This is a genomic window from Acinetobacter halobius, from assembly GCF_044130335.1.
Lineage (GTDB): Bacteria > Pseudomonadota > Gammaproteobacteria > Pseudomonadales > Moraxellaceae > Acinetobacter.
The window spans coordinates 180,088-196,880 of sequence record NZ_JBIQOD010000004.1; the positions used below are offsets into that span (position 1 = coordinate 180,088).

Consider the following 16,793-nt stretch of genomic DNA (forward strand, 5'->3'; position numbering starts at 1 on the left):
CAGCAAAAAAGAAACCAAGACAGGATAAGTCTTGGTTTCTGATTGTGCTAAATAAGAGCTGTAATCATGCTGGAGAGTAGGTCGCTTTATTACAGCAAGTAATAAATTATTTAGCTGCTTTTTCTTGGTTTGGTTGTTCTGCTGAGGCTTCTGAAGCAGGTGCATTTGCACTTAAGTCAGTAGTTTCAGCTGTTTCTTGAGTAGATACAACGACTTTATCTTCCTGTGCAGGAGCTTCCTGAGTTGCTGCAAAAGTTGTAAAGCTCGCAGCAGTTAAAGATGTTGCAATTAATAAGTGTGAAAGTTTCATTGTTTCGGCATCCTTATATTTTATAGAGAAACAGTTCAGATTGTTCATCACATCAATTTGAACTGAGCTTCATGCTAGCGTCTGAATATGCGAGGTTCAATTGAAGCAACAATGTGAAAAATGCACTTTACCTAAAACTACAGATGATGAAAAAATGGTAGGCTTTAAGTAACAAGTAGAAGCTTTTTGTGAGTCAAAAAACTGAAAATGTAGAAAAATTGATCAAAATATTTGAGTGAAAACTCACATAAAATATACAAAGGCGATGGAAATGGAACAAACCGTGCATTTTGACGTTGAATAAAATGTAAATAAAGGTTTCTAAGAGTGAATAAGCCCAGTTTAAATACATACTTTGATATGTTGCGTGTGTAAAGCCGTCGATTTAAAGTGAGAAAATGAGACATTTAAACTAAAATAATCGCTTATTTTATTGTGCTGTTTTTATAGTATTTCAGATTAGGTGGAACAATTTTGAAACTGATGGCGATGCAACAGGCGGTTCCAACGCATATTATTTCAGGTTTTTTGGGTGCCGGTAAAACCACCTTACTGATGCATTTGTTGAGTCAAAAACCTGAACATGAAGTTTGGGCAGTGTTGATGAACGAATTTGGGCAAATTGGTGTCGACCAACAGCTTATGCCACAAAGTGAAGGTTATGCAGTTAAAGAGTTATTAGGCGGGTGTTTATGCTGTAGTAGTCAGCTTCCGATGCAAATAGCATTGTCTCGATTGCTCTCAGAACAAAAGCCTGATCGACTGTTTATTGAACCGACAGGCTTGGGTCACCCTGCACAGTTATTAGAGCAACTGACAGAACCACATTGGCATTCGACTCTGCGTATGCGTGCGCCAGTCACTGTGCTGGATGGTTCACGCTTACATGATCAGACGTGGACGGCACAAAACTTATATCAAGATCAGTTGAAGGCAGCGCAGATCGTCGTTGTTTCGCATTATGCTCAGATGCAAAGTGCAGATTTAAAGGCTCTTGAGCAGCTACAAACTGAATATCAAGCTTATGCTCAGCAGTGGCTTATGGCAGATCAGGGGAATATCCAGCTTGAACAACTTGACTTTGACTATGTTGCGACTAAGCGTCAAAACCAACCTTTACTGAAAGTGCAACAACAATTAAAAGCAAATCAACAGGAATTTCCTGAAATTAAGCAACTGCCTTATCACTATGTAGAATCGGCGCAGGGCTATAGTGTGGCAGGTTGGAAAATGCCAAAACGTTGGGTTTTTGATTTTTATGATTTACTCGATTTGTTGTGTGAGCAGCAGGATTGGCGGAGGATTAAGGGGATTTTCCATACCAATCAGGGTTGGAAAGCATTTAACTTTAATCCCAAGCAATTTAATTATCAGGATGTCGAAGAAGGCATTGATAACCGAATCGAGTTGATTGTACAGAACGAAAGAGATTGGTTGATGTTTGAAACTGCATTATTTGCATGTCGTATTGAGTAATGAGGTAAATTGTTTTAAGCAAAATGAGCTGAAATCTTATATGCTATTCGGCAAATTTGAGGACGGTATTTATGGCGCTTAAAGCTACAATTTATAAGGCAGATTTAAATATTGCCAATATGGACGTTCACCAATATGGTGATTATCAACTTACCTTGGCTCTGCATCCTTCAGAGACGATAGAACGTTTGATGGTTCGTCTTTTGGCTTTTGCACGCTTTGCAGATAAGGCTTTGGAGTTTACCAAAGACCTCTTTGAAACCAATGAACCTGCACTTTGGGAAAAAGACTTAACAGGTCAGTTGGTGAAATGGATTGAAGTGGGAAACCCTGACGAAGACAAAGTCAAAAAAGCCAGCGCGCGTTGTAAACAAGTTGCTATTGTGACCTATGGCACTGCTGTTGATGAATGGTACAAACGCAACAGTAAACTAAAGACTTTGAGTAATGTTGAAATTTGGCAACTGTCTGCACAAAGTACAGAAGCGGTTCAGGCCCTTTGTGAACGGACCATGCAACTGCAGTTGAACGTGATGGATGGTGAGTGGACTTTAATTGGTGACAATGCACAAGCTACGATTGAGTGGACTCAATTGCAATAAACAAGCAGTTCAACAAAATTTATTTATAAAGTAATAGTGGAGCGAATAGATGAGCGCTGAATTAGAAATTATTGATTTAGTTGTTGGTGAAGGTAAAGAAGCAGTAAAAGGTGCTTTAATCACCACACATTATACCGGATGGTTAGAAGACGGAACTAAGTTTGACTCATCTGTAGACCGAGGAAACTACTTTGAAACGGTGATCGGAACAGGTCGTGTGATTAAAGGTTGGGATCAAGGCATTATGGGGATGAAAGTGGGCGGCAAGCGTAAACTCATCGTGCCGTCACATTTGGCCTATGGTGAGCGTAAGATGGGCAAAGTGATTCCAGCCAATTCAAATTTGATTTTTGAAATTGAATTGTATGATGTAAAAACACGAGACTAATCAGAATTGTTGATAATGAATCAATTATAAGGATGTATTTGATTCATTTGTAAAAATCACTTGGTTTTTAAGAAAAACATTTGTAGATTAATTCGTAGGCAGAGCGTATTAAAGGGAAGAGTCGCTTTTGTATAGCTCATTAGGCAGACAGCATGTTATCTGGTTTATTCTAAGCTGTTTGTTAATTTTAAGTCTTATACCTTCGACGTGGGCGCAATATGAAGCAGAGCCTGCGCAGTATTATTTACATCAAAAGAATGTCAATAATATTCAATTTACTGAGCAAACAACCAGTTATTTAAATGGAATATGGTCTTATTATGACCATGAACTCATTACTCAGCCCAATCAAAAATTAGCATCAAAAACAACGGAGCTTCCTATTTCCTTTAAGGAGCTAACAGGTAGTAATATTGATTATGGTACCTTTATTGGTCATTTTAAAATTCCTGATGAATTTATTGGTCGACGTTTAGCTATTCAAATCCCCAATCAAAATTCTGCTTATCGAGTTTATCTAAATGGCGACTTTCTCGTTCGTTTAGGAGATGTCGCAGATAATGTAATGCAACAGCAGACAGAAAATGCCCCACGTATTGCCTATTTTGTACCAGACAGCCCTTATTTTACTTTAAGCATACAGGCTTCAAATTTTAATAAGCTACGCGGTGGTCTTGAAAGTCCTATGCATATCGGGGTTGCTAAAACAGTTAATCGGCATTATCAGCAGTTAATGATGAGCATAGCCATGATCTGTGGTGCAGTATTTGGCGTGGGAATGTTCACCACGATGTTTTCTATTTTCCGTGGCTCAAACGAGAGGAATAGCAAAAGTATTTTTGTGTTCGGGATTTTTATTCTGTTTTTAGCCTTACATAATTTGTTCACAGCACCTTATGCCTATACCACTTTTTTAGATATCAATTGGTTGTGGGGCATACGCTTAGAGTATTTATTTATCTATTTAGCGATCATGTTCTTTTTGAGTTATATGTATTTACTCGATCAGAAATATTTGCACCATTGGATATATACAGCTTCTATGTTGGTGCTGACGTTAAATGTCGTTATAACACTTTTATCCGAACAGGAAGTTTTTGAGCCTCTGGCTTTTTATAGTGCCTTATTGAGCATGGTGATTCTGTGCAATTTTGCCTATGGTTTTTATATTACCTTAAAGACCAAGCAAAAATATTCAAAGCTTAATTTTTGTGCTGTAATTCTATTGTGTTTATCGTTTATCCATGACTTCTTATTAACTCTACATGTTATTGATTCGATTCATTTGTCCTTTATTTCAACGAGCCTTTATGCACTTTTAGTGATGTTTCAGCAATCACGAAACTATGCGCATCAGACCTATCATACCGAGCGCTTGAATAATAATTTGATTGAATTGAATAGCTCTTTAGATATGAAAGTACAACAAAGAACATCACAACTTCATGATTTAAATGAAAAACTAGAATATCAAATTCAAATAGATGCTTTAACGGGGGCCTATAATCGCCGTGCGTTAAATAGTGAAATTCAAAAGCGGTTCATGGAAACACAGCAAAATAGTCATGCAACTTTGGCATTTGCCATGATGGATGTAGACTATTTTAAAAAATATAACGACTACTATGGGCATTTAAAGGGAGATGAAGTACTGCAAAACTTGGTCGCAGTCATTAGCGCAGTACTCCCACATAATGCTTATTTAGCACGTTATGGCGGGGAGGAGTTTGCAATTGTTTTATATAATGTTCCCATCGTTATTATTCGCCAAATTATGCAAACTGTGTTAGATGCAGTGCGCAGTGAGCATATTGAACATCATAACCGCTTAGATGAAAAAGGCTATGTAACTTTGAGTATGGGGGTTTCGTGGATGGATCATCAAACATCGTATGCCAATATTCATGACCTCATGAAAGCCGCAGATTTAAAACTCTATGAAGCCAAAGAGGCGGGACGTGATCAAATGAAAATGCCAATCGAATCATCTTTATGACAGTTGTTTAATCATGGGGATCGAGGTTGTATCAGAAGTGTATTGGCTACGAATTTGGAAACCGTGTCTTTGGTAAAAGCTTAGCGCAGTTTGCGTGCTTTCAAGGCTAATTTGATGGATCTTTTTGCTTTTAAAATGTTCAATGACTGTGTTCAATAAGGCTTTACCTATACCACGGTGCTGTTCTGCCGATGAGATATAATTAAGAAGAATGCGACCTTGATCGCTCACCATAATAAAACCTACAACTTGCTGATTCATCACATAAACCCAACTGTCATTATAATGCATCCACATTATCAGGTTGGATTGGGTCTTATTTTCTAACCAAACTTGAATTGTACTTTCATGACGGTGGTGGTCTTTGATACAAGATCGAATGCTGTCATGCACGACATTTAATATCTCAGGGATGTCCTGAATCTGAGCTGCTCGTATCATGTTTTCTTCTTGGAGCTATATGAACAGCTATTTCATGCTAGAGCACACGATTACTAAATTGAATTATTGTTAGTCGCGATGTAGCTGTGTTGTTTGATTATATTGACTTGATTAAATTTTATAGTCTTTTTGTGAGCTGAAAATTTAATTTTGTGATGCTGTTCGCATTAATATTGTATTTGTTGAATGAAGAGCATTGATCGTACATTTAAAGATTATTTCTGAATAATTAGCGTGATTCGTATGCAATAGCACACGCTAGGGTCAGATGTTTTGATGTTTATTTGAACAATAATGCTGTATTTTAAAAGAATATATCTGTTACGAGAGCAGGGAATGGCAACTTTTTTATTGATGATTTGCATACTCATTGCTTTGGTTGCAGCATCTATTATTGTTATCAAAATTCAGAAAAAGCAGCGTTTTTTAAAACGGCAAAAAAAGGAAACTGAGTTGCAAGTTCAATCAGCGCAGATGACAACCCAAATTGAAAGTGATGCTCAAGTTGAACGTGTGATTGAAATTGATGCCTATGAACAAGTGCTGTTTGATGATGTTGCAAGCTTGTTTTTAGATCAAGCGATTTTGTTAAGTGCTGAGGAAGATGCAGAACTGATGCAAAGTACTTTGTTGGTCAAAATGCCTGCAAAAACCCAGACTCAAATCCGTAAAATGGACTTAAACGAATGGTCGATTTTTTGGAGTTTTTACGATCAGTCATTGGAATATTATGTGAGCCGTTATGGTATGTTTTATACACATATTGACCGTAGTGGGCGAGAGCACAAAAAAAGCCATCGGACTCGAGATTAACGATTTTGCTTATGCGCGCTCAATGTTGAGTATCGCCATAGATAACTGTTTGAGAATTCGTTCGGCAACATGAGTCAAATAAAAGTCATCTTGGTTTAAACGTGTCATTAATATCGCCCCTTGATAATCGGCAACACTGATTTTGGCCAAAGAAGCTGCGTTTACCGTAGGCATGACTTGGTGGAAATAGTCAAAAAGTGAGGTTTCCCAGTCTTGAAAAATAGAGCGAATCTTGAGCTGTATTGTTTCAGATAAATGAGGAATTTCTAAAGACAGCATACCCACCAAACAGCCTTGTACACCTGTACTAAAAAAGGTTACGGCTTGTTGATGGAGGTGTTCAAAGCGGCCGCAATACTCGATTTGATTATTTTTTAAAATATTAAAGACTCGATTTTTTAAATACTGTTGGCTAACGTCTAAAATATCCAAAAGTAATGCTTCTTTATTTGGATAATAATAATAAAAAGCGGCTTTACTCAGCCCACAAGATTTTGCCAGCAAATCCATACTGGTGCCTGCATAACCATGTGTTTTAAAAGTTTGCATACAGTGGAGCTGGATTTGCTCTTTACTGAGTTTTTGTGGGCGCATAGGTGTTTGTTATTCCGTTTAGAGTTTCGTAGTGGTGTGTGGTGAAGATGATAGATAGCGATCAAAAGTATTCAGCATGTTATCCCAAATGTTTTCAGCGCCTTGACGGAAATATCCCATGTGTCCAATTTCTTTCAAGCCATATTCACTGGCTTCAATGTTGAGATAGTGCAGATCTGCCTGTCGATAATGTTGCATAAACGCATGCCTTGAGTTGGGTAGAGCCCAGTCATCATCCAGTGCTGAAACAGCATAGATTGGGGTCTTTACCTGAGCATACTGTTCCAGTAAATGCTGTTGTTCAGGGTCTGCAAAAAAGTAGGTCGGATTTTTACACCACTTTCGCCACTGCGTGTAAACATCGACAGGTAAATCTGCCCCCATTTTGAGTATGCTCCAAGGTAAATAACCCTTAAGTGCAACCATGGGTGGGAAAATAATATTCCACATCACATGGACTTTCATCTTCTCACGAAACGGCATGTAGCCATGCCAACCTGCACCTGTACCGAAGCAATACATCGCAGTAACTTGGTCATGATTATCGGTTAAACCTAAGGCTTGGCCACCATAGGAATGCCCAACCACAAAAATGGGTTTACCGTCTTGTGCGACGAAGTCAATTGCACCGGATAAGTCCAATTGTCCCCAGTCTAAATAGGACATACTAAAACCTTTTAACTGCTTCGGTGCAGAAAGCCCCACACCGCGATAATCAAAAGTTAGGACTTGATAACCTAAAGTGACTGCATACTCGGCAAAGCGACGATAGAACTGCTGTGGTACGCCTGTTGCGCTGGCAAGAATTAAGTTTGCTTTGATAGGGCCTTGAGCACGATAGCGGGTTCCCACCAGTGCATAAGCATCCCGTGCGGAAAAATGAATGGTTTGCTTCTCAATTTGATGTGTGTTTAAGCGGGCTGTGGCATGCATAACAGGCTCTTTTAAAGTTGAAAATAAAAATGGCGGTAATTTTGCACTGCTTATTTTCCTGAGAATTGCGCAGGACGTCGTTGTAACATGGCCATGACACCTTCTTGAACATCTTGAGTTTTTAGCAAAGGCGTTAGGTGTTCTTGTAAATGGCTAAAGGCATAGTCTGCGCCGTGTTGTGCTGCCTGTTGTGCAGAAGCAAGCGTGGCTTGAACGGCAAGTGGAGCAGCCTGTGCAATTGACTCGGCAAGGGTAAGTGCTCGGTCTAGTGCAGAATTTGGCGTGGATGTTTCTACAACCTCGGTAATTAAGTTCAGATCGAGAGCTACATGCGCATTGAAGCCATCCCCTGTGAGTAGATAACGCATAGCTTTATTCCAGCCTGCTGCTTGTACAAAACGTACTGTTGCACCGCCAAAGGGTAAAATGCCCCGCTGAACTTCCATTTGGGCAAACTGTGTATTGACATCTGCAATCACCACATCGGCATTGAGCATCAGCTCAATTCCAGCGGTAAAGCAAAAGCCCTGTACTGCGACCACAACGGGTTTAGTCCGCAGTCTAGAACTGGTGCCCCAAGGATTAATTTGTGACGCAGGAAAGTCGAAAATACCTTGGCTTAATTTTGGCTGTAGTTCAACCAGATCTAAGCCAGCAGTAAAGTGTTCACCATGAGCAAAAATCACCGCACAGCGTAGGGTAGGATCATCTTCATATTCAGTGAGTGCTAAGGATAAGTCATGAATCATATAGCTATCAAAAGCATTACGTTTAGCTGCACGGTCTAGACCAATTAAAAATAACGAGCCACGAATTTCGCGACTGACACGCCCTTGTTGTTCTGACATTTTGATTATTCCTCTTTCGTTTTATAAGTTTTTAAACGATTGTTAGAAAACTGTCAAAGCGTATCCGTATATATTCTGTGACTCAGCAGTTAGGTCAGACATACACGCAAATAAGTAGAAGGTAAGATTGGACGAAATTATCTTGCCTTTCGTGGTGTTTTTTTCATAATAGCAGCATTGTTCTCATGTCAGTCTGACTATGTCCAACCTTGAAATATTTGCCGTCATCATTAGCTTGATTGGGGTGACTTTGACCATTAAACGCAATATGTGGTGTTGGTGGTTTAACTTTGTTGCTTTCTTGTTATATGCCTATTTGTTTTATACCTATAAGTTATATGGCGAAACCATTTTGCAGTTTTTCTTCGTAGTGGTGAACTTTTATGGATTTTATCACTGGCTCAAAGGTAAACAACAAGATCATGAGATTCGCATTGAACCGATTACAGCTCGGCAAGTGATTTTGCAAATGCTACTTGCCGCTGCGGCTGGTGCAGTATTTGGTTTGAGCTTAAAGTATTTGACAGATGCTGCTGTACCGCTACTGGATGCACAGCTCGCAGCATTTAGTCTGTTGGCGACCTATTGGACCAGTCGTAAACATATTGCGACATGGGTGCTGTGGGTCTTTGTCGACATTGTTTATGTGGGCATGTTTATTTATAAAGACTTGTTCTTGACCGCAGGCTTATATGCAGGCTTTGTTGGCTTAGCGGCTTTTGGATGGTGGCAATGGACACAGGTACGTCATAAACAACAGTTGAAAAGTACCTAGGTTTGGGCATGTTGATTGACTTTAAACAAACACAATTGGCTCAATTTGAGTCAGTCATCGAACGTTTAAAAGCGAGTCCAAAGGAATACTTGGACTTTACTTCGGTTGCAGACTTTTATCAGGCGACATGGTTAAAAAAACTGCCTAGCAGCGCCAGTTGGGCTGTGACAGGATTGGATGATGGGGCAGAGCATTTTGATATTCGCTTGGCCTGTTTTGAACGTGTGGTTTTTATTCATATAGCAGAGCATATTGTCATACAGAATGGCACACATTGATATCCAGATCACGATATAGTCGGTGCTGGATCATCGTCTATGCTTGATCTTTCTACAGAATAACGAGCTCCAATTTTTCAGTCCTGATCTGGGCATGGATGGTTACAAAAACAAAAATAAAGGATTTAATGCTATGGCACATCAGTTTGTCGTCAATGCCACCATCAACGGTGTTTCATTGGATGATTTCCGTCGACTCGCAGCCGATATCAACTTACATGAAAATGTTTGTCGTCGTATTCCAGGTGAGAAGTTGGAAATTTTGGAATCGAGTAAAGTCGGCGATATTTATACCCTCAAGCGTGCGTATAATTTGGATGTCAATATTCCAGATATTGCGAAGAAATTTTTAAAAGATGCGTTTCGTTTACATCGTACCGATGTAAGTAATTTAACTGCACTGAGTTCAGAAGTGCGCTTAGATCCGAATTTACCTCTTGAAGCGAGTTGCCAACGTAGTGTGTCAGGCAATGATGAACAGATCCATTTTCAACTGGAATGGACGGTAAAAGTGAAAGTGCCGTTGATTGGTGGCATGTTAGAAAAACATGCCGAAGGTGAAATTCGTAAGTTTAGCCAAATCGAACTCGATATTGTGGAAGATGAACTGCGCCAAAATCTGCACGCAGAAACATTAAGCTAAAGGTTTTGACCTCATGTTTTCAAAGTAGCTTGCATAAAAAGAAAACCCTTCGTTTGAAGGGTTTTATCATTTTAGTGTTTTGCCTCGAACTGAGCTCGATAAACCCAAGCTGTGAAGAAGCAAACCAAACAGACCAGCCAAATATAATACATCGCCCCAATCTTGCTATAGAGACTGAGCCATTGAACCAAAGGCAGTGTAATGCCTCCTGCAATGGCATAGGCGACATTGTAGGAAAACGAAATCCCCGAGAAACGGATCGGTGCAGGGAACATCTTGACCATACTATAGGAGACAAGTCCAACCGTGCCTGAAAAAAATCCTAACAGCATATACAGCGCAAACACCGTATTTGGACTGACCACACCCAAACTGTGATAGAAAATGGTTGCAATAGTAGCGACACCGAGCGAGCCAAAAATCAAAACCTTGGCTGCACCCAAACGATCTGCCAATGTCCCAGCGAGTATACAACCTAACATTTGCATGATGATTGCAGCACTTTGCATTTGAAAAGCATCACCACGTGCAAAGCCAAAGGCACCCGCTAATAAGTTTGGCATGGCCAAAATCAGGACCACCACGCAAGCGGTTAAGAACCATGTTAGGAGCATGGCAATAACTACCGCTGTTTTATGGTTGGCTAAGACTTGTTTAACAGGCATTTCTTTGGATAGCTCTTTGCGTGCTTGCATGGCTTTGAATACGGGTGTTTCTTTTAAATAACTGCGTAAATACAAAGCCACTAAGCCAAAAATACCCCCCACAATAAACGGGATACGCCAAGCCCAATCATGAATTGCAGCTTCACTAAACTGAAGAGAAATGAACAGCGACATTAAAGCGCCAAGAAGAATGCCAAGAGATAATCCTGCTGTGAGTAAGCCATTGGCAAAACCAATTTTTTCAGCAGGAACATGCTCAGAAACAAATGTCCATGCCGCTGGAATTTCTCCACCAATCGCGATGCCTTGTACCACCCGCATAAGGAGTAAGAGCAGCGGCGCAGCATAACCAATCGTTTCAAAGGTTGGCATGACCCCGATTATGAGGGTGGGTAAAGCCATGAGCAAAATAGATAAGCTAAATAGACGCTTGCGCCCTATGAGGTCACCAAAGTGCGCCATGACTACACCGCCAAGTGGACGGAAGAAGTAACCTGCGGCAAAAATACCGTAAGTATTCAGCATCGCCCAAAATGGGCTGAGTCCTGCGGGGAAGAACAATTCAGAAATAATTTTGGCGTAAAAAACATAAATAACAAAGTCATAGAACTCAAGTGCACCACCCAATGATGATAACCCAAGGGTACGTTTGTCTTCTCGGGTCAGTCGTGGTGTTGCATCCATGTGTGTATTTCCAAAGTTAAATAAAAGTTTGTATTTGATTTTAATAAAGTCTTTTTTGGATGAATAATCAATCTTTCTTTGCTGCATATTAACTAAAAATTATAGATGTGTTCGTGTTCATCATTTTTAGTCATAAAATATAAAGAGTAAAAGTAACTGCAATAAAATAAAAAGCTTATGGTATAAAAAGAAATAAATAGATATAAAAATTTAGGATTTGAGTATGAGTGTCATTTTACCTGTTGCACAACGAGGGGAAGAGGTTTTAAGACTGAAAGCCGCCCGTGTTGCGGATACAGAATTTAATAGTGATTGGCTTATGCAACTGGCGTCAGTCATGTTGGCGACTATGCTTGAACGAAATGGTGTAGGTATTGCAGCACCGCAAGTGTATATTTCAAAGCGGGTCATTATTGTGGCTTCACGTCCAAATTTGCGTTATCCAGATGCACCTGAAATGGATGCAGTGGTGATGGTCAATCCCGAAATTCTAGAGTTTTCTCAAGCAACGTCCTTGGGGGAAGAGGGCTGTTTAAGCGTGCCGAATGAACGCGGTCAGGTACAGCGTGCGCAAAGCATTAAAGTGGTGTATCACACCTTAACGGGAGAGGTGCTAGAAAGCATTTTTGAAGGTTTCCCTGCGCGGATTGTGCAACATGAAATAGATCATCTCAATGGGATTTTATTTGTCGATCGACTCACCGCTTAAAGTAAAAACAACTATTCATCCTTATATTTAAACTGTTGCGGGGTTTGTCCTAAGTGACGTTTAAACATGCTACTAAACGCACTCGGATTGCTATAGCCAAGAGCTCTTGCAATTCGCGCAACGGATTCACCACTGGCAATTTTTGTGAGCGCTTGAGCAATATGCATTTGCTGAATCCATGCCCGATAAGACAGTCCCGTTTCCTTTTGAAACATACGCATCAAGGTTCTGGAACTGGTGCCAATTTCATCTGCCCACGCACTTAAATCTTTTAATTGATCGGGTCGACTTAATAGGGCTTGGCAAATATTCATTAAACGCTTGTCTTGTGGCCACGGAATTTGAATGGGCAACAGATTGGCCTTATGAATTTCATCAAAAATTAAAATCTGTAAAGATCGAGACAGTTCATCTGAGCTGATCAGTTCGGAGGGGGGAATGTGTTCAATTGCATTGAGCCGAATCAAGAGTTCATGCAATAACTTACTGACCCGAATAATAAAACATTGTTGTCCCAGCAGTGCAGCCGCATCGGCCTGAACCAATGCCGTATTAAGCTTTACACGGCTTAATGAAATCACACTATGCTCAACATGGGTCGGAATCCATAGCGCGCACATCGGTGGCACGATCCAGACATGATTTGGGGTAAACACTTGAATCATTCCTGTCGAAGCATATAGAAACTGTGCCCGTGAATGGGTATGTGCAGGAGTGATCTCCCGATAAGTGTGTTCAGAAGAAAGTCCAATGACCAGTTCAGACATTTCAGTTTGAATCAGTGAGTTTGGCATGCGTGTTTTAAATTTGTCACTTATACGATGATTATTGGAAGATAGTCTTATGAATGACATTTTACAATCAATATCTGATGAAAAATACACGGAGTTTGTGCGGTATGTCGTCTTCAATACAGATGAAAGATGGTATTGGTGAGGCTGTGGTTCATGAACAACCACAAGGCATGATCATTAAAATTGTGGGAGCGGTAGCTGTTGCACATCTACTGAATGACTTGATTCAAGCCGTTTTGCCAGCCATTTACCCGATGCTGAAAACCAATTTCTCCTTAAGCTTTGCACAAGTGGGATTGATTTCATTGGTTTATCAAATCACAGCATCGCTACTGCAACCTTGGATTGGACTCTATACCGATAAACATCCGAAACCTTATCTGCTACCACTCGGTATGGTGGTGACTTTTAGTGGTATTTTGCTGTTGGCATTTTCACCAAATTTTATTGTACTGCTCATGGCTTCGGCGTTGATTGGTGTGGGTTCATCGACCTTTCACCCTGAAGCATCACGTGTAGCGCGTATGGCTTCGGGCGGACGTTTTGGTACAGCCCAATCGACCTTTCAGGTCGGTGGCAATACAGGTACCGCGATTGGGCCTTTATTGGCAGCGTTGATTATTGTGCCTTTCGGACAGCATGCCGTGGCATGGTTAATTGTATTTGCCTTACTTGCGATTTGGGTGCTGTTTGGTGTCAGCCGTTGGAGCATTAGCCACAGTAAAAAACAGTTGGCGACCAAAGCACATCAAGTGCAAAGCAAACTACACGGACGTCAACTCGTCATCGCGTTGTCGACTATTTGCGTGTTGATGTTTGCCAAATTTACGTACATCGCCAGCATCAGTAACTATTTCACTTTTTATTTAATGCATAAGTTTCAGCTCAGTTTACAAAATGCACAGTTGCACCTCTTTGCCTTTTTAGCGGCGGTGGCTCTGGGGACATTTGCAGGTGGGCCGATTGGAGACCGAATTGGGCGTAAAGCCGTAATTTGGGTGTCTTTTGTCGGCATGGCACCGTTTGCATTGATGATGCCACATGCCAATTTATTTTGGACGACTGTACTATCTATTATCACCGGTTTAGTACTGTCCTCTGCCTTTGCTGCAATGGTGGTCTATGCTCAAGAAGCCGTTCCTGGACGGGTTGGCATGATTGCAGGTTTGATGTTTGGTTTAATGTTTGGTGTAAGTGGTATCGCCGCAGCAGGCTTAGGATATTTGGCTGATGTCAAAGGCATTGAATGGGTGTTTGGCGTGTGTTCGTTATTGCCGTTACTTGGTTTAGCAACCTTCTTTTTACCGAAGACGCAAGCAAACTAACGAAATACTGCTGACCTTCAGTTTTAATCGCGTTATCTTATCAAACGAAGATGGCGCGATTGCATTTCGGCCTGATGATTATGATCGGTAATAACGGCATTGAATGTATGTGCTTTGACTTTGGAGTATTGAAGCGATGACGGATCTGAATGGTGTACTCAAGTTTTCATTCGGCCTAGATCAGCTTGCATTTGAAATGGATGGACAGCATATCCAGCTAGATCAAGGTTTAAGCTTTATACAGTCAAACAGTATGCGCCATGGGTTGTTGGATGAGCTTGCGATTGAGTCGATGATTTATGTGATTGAAGAGTTGTTAGAATCCGTTCAGATGAAGTATGCCCAACCTAAGACTGCCGTGACTTCAGATGGCTTATTCCAAAGGGTTTTAGCATTATTTTTTCCAGATCAGCAGCAACTTGACCGTGTGCAACTTGAAAGTGCTTTCAATACCTTTGTTGAGCGCAGGGAGTACTATGTGTCTCAAGTGGCTGATGATAGTCTTTCTAGTTTGATTTACTTTATTGTACTACGAGAGATGATGCACCACTGGAATGTGGTGGAGATTCAATTCGAACAGCTTAATTTTGAGTGACATTAAAAGCGTAAAAAATACGGAACAATAGACAAAAGTAAGCCGATACCACTTAGTAATGCGTTACTTTCAATAAAATAAGGGAAAATCATTAAAACTAGACCGACAGTTAAAGGTATGGTCATTTTTTGCTTTTTGCCATACAGAAAATAGCCTAAGCCAATTGAGCTAAAGATCACACCGAGAAAGAGTTGTGTTGTGTTCATGAGGATGTTTCGTGCATTGTTATTCTCTGGCGGATATTATGCCAAGATTCTTAAAAGAAGATGAGAAAAATAGAGATTATTCTTTAGGATATATAGAGCAGTATTTGTTCCAAGCGATATGCTTAGACTAGGCATGTATTTCCTACATTTAAAAATAAAGAGAATTTAGATGCAACCTTACAATAAGAGCTTAAAACAGCCATCTCGTGATTTGCGCAACAATATGACCGATGCTGAAATGCTGTTATGGCAAAGAATAAGGCGTAAGCAAATTTTAGGACTACAGTTTTATCGACAAAAACCGATTCTTAATTTTATTGTGGATTTTTACTGTCCATCAGTGAGTTTGGTTATCGAGTGTGATGGTGGTCAGCACTTTACTGTTGAAGGATTAGAAGCTGATCGAGTAAGGGATGAAGCATTGGCGCAGTTGGGGTTGAAAGTGCTGAGGTTTGATAATGGACAGGTTTTGGCTGAAATAGATGCGGTGGTGGAACAGATATATTGTGTTGCTAGGCAAAGATTGGAATCCTCCTCTTACGAAACGTAGTTTCTTACCTTTGAAAAGGGGACTTGCCGTGAATTTGATGAAGATGTTTGATTCGTGAAGTTCCTCTCTTTTTAAAGGGAGGTTAGGAGGGATTAAAAATATCCTTCGTATATTTTTTTAGCTTCTATTGCTTTATCTAGTTTTCGATGTATAAGAGAAATCATTGATAAAATATCAAGGGCATCTTGTTCATTGATTTCCCATGTTATTTTTGGTGCATGCGCTGTAGTGTTTCTAAAAGTTCCAAAAACTCCTTTTAATAAATTCATGAATCCTTTTTGCTCGCTTTCATGACTTTCAGTTGTTAGGTTATTTAATGCTAAATAAGGAATTTTACCTTTATATGAAAAGGCATTATCTACTAATTCTGAACCGTCAGTAGTTAAGTTGGTTTTTATCCTAATTTTTTCTGCAATACTTTTAGTTGCTTCAAATACAGCATGAAAATAATTATCGACAAGTAATTCAGCTTTGCAAAAAATAAGGACGTCAGAATGAATTTTTCGGTCTAATAATATTTTTCTTAAATTTTGAGCTCGTTCTTCAGCTTCGGAAAAAGTTTTTACTTTATCGGTTGCTCTAATATCACCACTTTCAGTTAGTTCAAAGCCCTCAAATGACAATACATAATTTAGTTCGGTTCTTATATTTTCAAACCATTCTTTTCTATGGATGTGTCGGGATGGGCGTAGAACATATTTGATAAATGCTAGAACATTGTTGGAACAGCGATCTTCACTTTGCTTGATACTAAGAGCATCATACAAACGTTTCCATTTTGTAGAATTTAATTGTGGATCTTTGATACTTGTTTCAGCAAGATATTTGGAAATTTCAGTTCCTGAAATCCCATTATTGGTATCACCCAAAATTTTACAAATACTTTCTAGGCTACCAAGATCAATATTTTTAATTATTGCCATTATTTACTTTAATTTTTAAGGATGTATATATTCTAAGTACATGTTTTTGGAATATCAATTCAATCCCTCCCAACCTCCCTTTGAAAAAGGGAGGAGCTGTCACGTAATTTATTTAATCACATGACATTCCACTGCTGTCCCATAGTTTTGTTTAAATAAAAAACCTGAGTCCAAAGTAGTTAAAATATAAGTGCGAACAAACACTTCAACTACAAGGATTCAGGTTTTGTCACATCAGAATACTG

21 protein-coding genes are annotated in these 16,793 nt (G+C 39.8%); 12 read left to right on the plus strand and 9 right to left on the minus strand.

The features are described 5' to 3' along the window. Positions 1-106: 106 nt before the first annotated feature. Positions 107-310: a hypothetical protein gene (locus ACE01U_RS06045; protein ID WP_086208493.1), complete on the minus strand. Its 204-nt coding sequence runs from the start codon at positions 308-310 to the stop codon at positions 107-109. Positions 311-784: 474 nt separating this feature from the next. Here ACE01U_RS06045 and ACE01U_RS06050 point away from each other — a divergent pair, with 474 nt between their 5' ends. From ACE01U_RS06050 to ACE01U_RS06065, 4 genes are all read left to right on the plus strand, one after another. Further along, positions 785-1,786, plus strand: coding sequence for a CobW family GTP-binding protein (locus ACE01U_RS06050; RefSeq protein ID WP_213066000.1), 1,002 nt, complete (start codon positions 785-787; stop codon positions 1,784-1,786). A gap of 71 nt (positions 1,787-1,857) precedes the next feature. Beyond that, complete coding sequence (locus ACE01U_RS06055) at positions 1,858-2,388, plus strand: YaeQ family protein (protein ID WP_395578943.1); 531 nt, start codon at positions 1,858-1,860, stop codon at positions 2,386-2,388. Positions 2,389-2,437: 49 nt separating this feature from the next. After that, entirely contained in the window at positions 2,438-2,776 is a 339-nt protein-coding gene (locus tag ACE01U_RS06060; protein ID WP_395578944.1) for an FKBP-type peptidyl-prolyl cis-trans isomerase, read from the plus strand. A 127-nt stretch (positions 2,777-2,903) separates the two neighbouring features. Continuing rightward, positions 2,904-4,772: a sensor domain-containing diguanylate cyclase gene (locus tag ACE01U_RS06065; protein WP_395578945.1), complete on the plus strand. Its 1,869-nt coding sequence runs from the start codon at positions 2,904-2,906 to the stop codon at positions 4,770-4,772. Here the strand turns inward: ACE01U_RS06065 and ACE01U_RS06070 are convergent. Beyond that, positions 4,767-5,213 carry a GNAT family N-acetyltransferase gene (locus ACE01U_RS06070; RefSeq protein ID WP_291372475.1) on the minus strand — a complete coding sequence of 149 codons (447 nt, stop codon included), beginning with the start codon at positions 5,211-5,213 and terminating at the stop codon, positions 4,767-4,769. The genes ACE01U_RS06065 and ACE01U_RS06070 overlap by 6 nt on opposite strands. Positions 5,214-5,549: 336 nt before the next feature. On the opposite strand from ACE01U_RS06070, the gene ACE01U_RS06075 reads away from it, so the two are divergent. Beyond that, positions 5,550-6,026 (plus strand): hypothetical protein, encoded by a 477-nt coding sequence (locus ACE01U_RS06075; protein WP_171405793.1) that lies wholly within the window; start codon positions 5,550-5,552, stop codon positions 6,024-6,026. A 9-nt stretch (positions 6,027-6,035) separates the two neighbouring features. Here the strand turns inward: ACE01U_RS06075 and ACE01U_RS06080 are convergent, their stop codons facing one another. From ACE01U_RS06080 to ACE01U_RS06090, 3 genes are read right to left on the minus strand one after another with little or no spacing between them, the layout of a single operon-like run. Next, positions 6,036-6,620 carry a TetR/AcrR family transcriptional regulator gene (locus ACE01U_RS06080; protein ID WP_395578946.1) on the minus strand — a complete coding sequence of 195 codons (585 nt, stop codon included), beginning with the start codon at positions 6,618-6,620 and terminating at the stop codon, positions 6,036-6,038. An 18-nt stretch (positions 6,621-6,638) separates the two neighbouring features. After that, positions 6,639-7,553 carry an alpha/beta hydrolase family protein gene (locus ACE01U_RS06085; RefSeq protein WP_151706746.1) on the minus strand — a complete coding sequence of 305 codons (915 nt, stop codon included), beginning with the start codon at positions 7,551-7,553 and terminating at the stop codon, positions 6,639-6,641. A gap of 50 nt (positions 7,554-7,603) precedes the next feature. After that, entirely contained in the window at positions 7,604-8,401 is a 798-nt protein-coding gene (locus ACE01U_RS06090) for a crotonase/enoyl-CoA hydratase family protein (protein WP_395578947.1), read from the minus strand. A gap of 199 nt (positions 8,402-8,600) precedes the next feature. On the opposite strand from ACE01U_RS06090, the gene pnuC reads away from it, so the two are divergent. From pnuC to ACE01U_RS06105, 3 genes are all read left to right on the plus strand, one after another. Beyond that, positions 8,601-9,176: a nicotinamide riboside transporter PnuC gene (gene pnuC / locus ACE01U_RS06095; protein ID WP_395578948.1), complete on the plus strand. Its 576-nt coding sequence runs from the start codon at positions 8,601-8,603 to the stop codon at positions 9,174-9,176. A gap of 8 nt (positions 9,177-9,184) precedes the next feature. Continuing rightward, positions 9,185-9,454 carry a hypothetical protein gene (locus tag ACE01U_RS06100; protein WP_395578949.1) on the plus strand — a complete coding sequence of 90 codons (270 nt, stop codon included), beginning with the start codon at positions 9,185-9,187 and terminating at the stop codon, positions 9,452-9,454. Positions 9,455-9,587: 133 nt separating this feature from the next. After that, positions 9,588-10,097, plus strand: a complete 510-nt coding sequence (locus tag ACE01U_RS06105) for a DUF2505 family protein (RefSeq protein WP_395578950.1) — start codon at positions 9,588-9,590, stop codon at positions 10,095-10,097. A gap of 71 nt (positions 10,098-10,168) precedes the next feature. Here the strand turns inward: ACE01U_RS06105 and ACE01U_RS06110 are convergent, their stop codons facing one another. After that, a complete protein-coding gene (locus ACE01U_RS06110) occupies positions 10,169-11,446 on the minus strand; it encodes an MFS transporter (protein WP_119063586.1) in 1,278 nt (425 codons plus the stop codon). A gap of 223 nt (positions 11,447-11,669) precedes the next feature. Between ACE01U_RS06110 and def the strand changes: the two genes are divergently transcribed. Next, positions 11,670-12,155 (plus strand): peptide deformylase, encoded by a 486-nt coding sequence (def, locus tag ACE01U_RS06115; RefSeq protein ID WP_086208481.1) that lies wholly within the window; start codon positions 11,670-11,672, stop codon positions 12,153-12,155. Positions 12,156-12,166: 11 nt separating this feature from the next. On the opposite strand, the gene ACE01U_RS06120 is transcribed toward def, so the two are convergent. Beyond that, positions 12,167-12,949, minus strand: coding sequence for an AraC family transcriptional regulator (locus ACE01U_RS06120; protein WP_395578959.1), 783 nt, complete (start codon positions 12,947-12,949; stop codon positions 12,167-12,169). Between the two features lie 104 nt (positions 12,950-13,053). On the opposite strand from ACE01U_RS06120, the gene ACE01U_RS06125 reads away from it, so the two are divergent. Further along, positions 13,054-14,274, plus strand: coding sequence for an MFS transporter (locus tag ACE01U_RS06125; RefSeq protein WP_395578951.1), 1,221 nt, complete (start codon positions 13,054-13,056; stop codon positions 14,272-14,274). Between the two features lie 136 nt (positions 14,275-14,410). Then, entirely contained in the window at positions 14,411-14,869 is a 459-nt protein-coding gene (locus ACE01U_RS06130) for a hypothetical protein (protein WP_395578952.1), read from the plus strand. A 2-nt stretch (positions 14,870-14,871) separates the two neighbouring features. Here ACE01U_RS06130 and ACE01U_RS06135 read toward each other — a convergent pair whose 3' ends face one another. Beyond that, positions 14,872-15,075: an amino acid transport protein gene (locus ACE01U_RS06135; RefSeq protein WP_119063548.1), complete on the minus strand. Its 204-nt coding sequence runs from the start codon at positions 15,073-15,075 to the stop codon at positions 14,872-14,874. Positions 15,076-15,244: 169 nt separating this feature from the next. On the opposite strand from ACE01U_RS06135, the gene ACE01U_RS06140 reads away from it, so the two are divergent. Beyond that, on the plus strand, positions 15,245-15,625 hold the full coding sequence (locus ACE01U_RS06140) for an endonuclease domain-containing protein (RefSeq protein WP_395578953.1): 381 nt from the start codon (positions 15,245-15,247) through the stop codon (positions 15,623-15,625). A 92-nt stretch (positions 15,626-15,717) separates the two neighbouring features. Here the strand turns inward: ACE01U_RS06140 and ACE01U_RS06145 are convergent, their stop codons facing one another. Further along, positions 15,718-16,548: a TIGR02391 family protein gene (locus ACE01U_RS06145; RefSeq protein WP_395578954.1), complete on the minus strand. Its 831-nt coding sequence runs from the start codon at positions 16,546-16,548 to the stop codon at positions 15,718-15,720. Positions 16,549-16,793 lie beyond the last annotated feature (245 nt).

Excerpts from the sequence above, each read along its gene's own strand:
- ACE01U_RS06045 (WP_086208493.1), bottom strand. The coding sequence starts at position 310 with ATGAAACTTTCACACTTATTAATTGCAACATCTTTAACTGCTGCGAGC.
- ACE01U_RS06055 (WP_395578943.1), top strand. The coding sequence starts at position 1,858 with ATGGCGCTTAAAGCTACAATTTATAAGGCAGATTTAAATATTGCCAAT.
- ACE01U_RS06060 (WP_395578944.1), top strand. The coding sequence starts at position 2,438 with ATGAGCGCTGAATTAGAAATTATTGATTTAGTTGTTGGTGAAGGTAAA.
- ACE01U_RS06070 (WP_291372475.1), bottom strand. The coding sequence starts at position 5,213 with ATGATACGAGCAGCTCAGATTCAGGACATCCCTGAGATATTAAATGTC.
- ACE01U_RS06075 (WP_171405793.1), top strand. The coding sequence starts at position 5,550 with ATGGCAACTTTTTTATTGATGATTTGCATACTCATTGCTTTGGTTGCA.
- ACE01U_RS06080 (WP_395578946.1), bottom strand. The coding sequence starts at position 6,620 with ATGCGCCCACAAAAACTCAGTAAAGAGCAAATCCAGCTCCACTGTATG.
- ACE01U_RS06085 (WP_151706746.1), bottom strand. The coding sequence starts at position 7,553 with ATGCATGCCACAGCCCGCTTAAACACACATCAAATTGAGAAGCAAACC.
- ACE01U_RS06090 (WP_395578947.1), bottom strand. The coding sequence starts at position 8,401 with ATGTCAGAACAACAAGGGCGTGTCAGTCGCGAAATTCGTGGCTCGTTA.
- pnuC (WP_395578948.1), top strand. The coding sequence starts at position 8,601 with ATGTCCAACCTTGAAATATTTGCCGTCATCATTAGCTTGATTGGGGTG.
- ACE01U_RS06100 (WP_395578949.1), top strand. The coding sequence starts at position 9,185 with ATGTTGATTGACTTTAAACAAACACAATTGGCTCAATTTGAGTCAGTC.
- ACE01U_RS06105 (WP_395578950.1), top strand. The coding sequence starts at position 9,588 with ATGGCACATCAGTTTGTCGTCAATGCCACCATCAACGGTGTTTCATTG.
- ACE01U_RS06110 (WP_119063586.1), bottom strand. The coding sequence starts at position 11,446 with ATGGATGCAACACCACGACTGACCCGAGAAGACAAACGTACCCTTGGG.
- def (WP_086208481.1), top strand. The coding sequence starts at position 11,670 with ATGAGTGTCATTTTACCTGTTGCACAACGAGGGGAAGAGGTTTTAAGA.
- ACE01U_RS06120 (WP_395578959.1), bottom strand. The coding sequence starts at position 12,949 with ATGCCAAACTCACTGATTCAAACTGAAATGTCTGAACTGGTCATTGGA.
- ACE01U_RS06125 (WP_395578951.1), top strand. The coding sequence starts at position 13,054 with ATGTCGTCTTCAATACAGATGAAAGATGGTATTGGTGAGGCTGTGGTT.
- ACE01U_RS06130 (WP_395578952.1), top strand. The coding sequence starts at position 14,411 with ATGACGGATCTGAATGGTGTACTCAAGTTTTCATTCGGCCTAGATCAG.
- ACE01U_RS06135 (WP_119063548.1), bottom strand. The coding sequence starts at position 15,075 with ATGAACACAACACAACTCTTTCTCGGTGTGATCTTTAGCTCAATTGGC.
- ACE01U_RS06140 (WP_395578953.1), top strand. The coding sequence starts at position 15,245 with ATGCAACCTTACAATAAGAGCTTAAAACAGCCATCTCGTGATTTGCGC.
- ACE01U_RS06145 (WP_395578954.1), bottom strand. The coding sequence starts at position 16,548 with ATGGCAATAATTAAAAATATTGATCTTGGTAGCCTAGAAAGTATTTGT.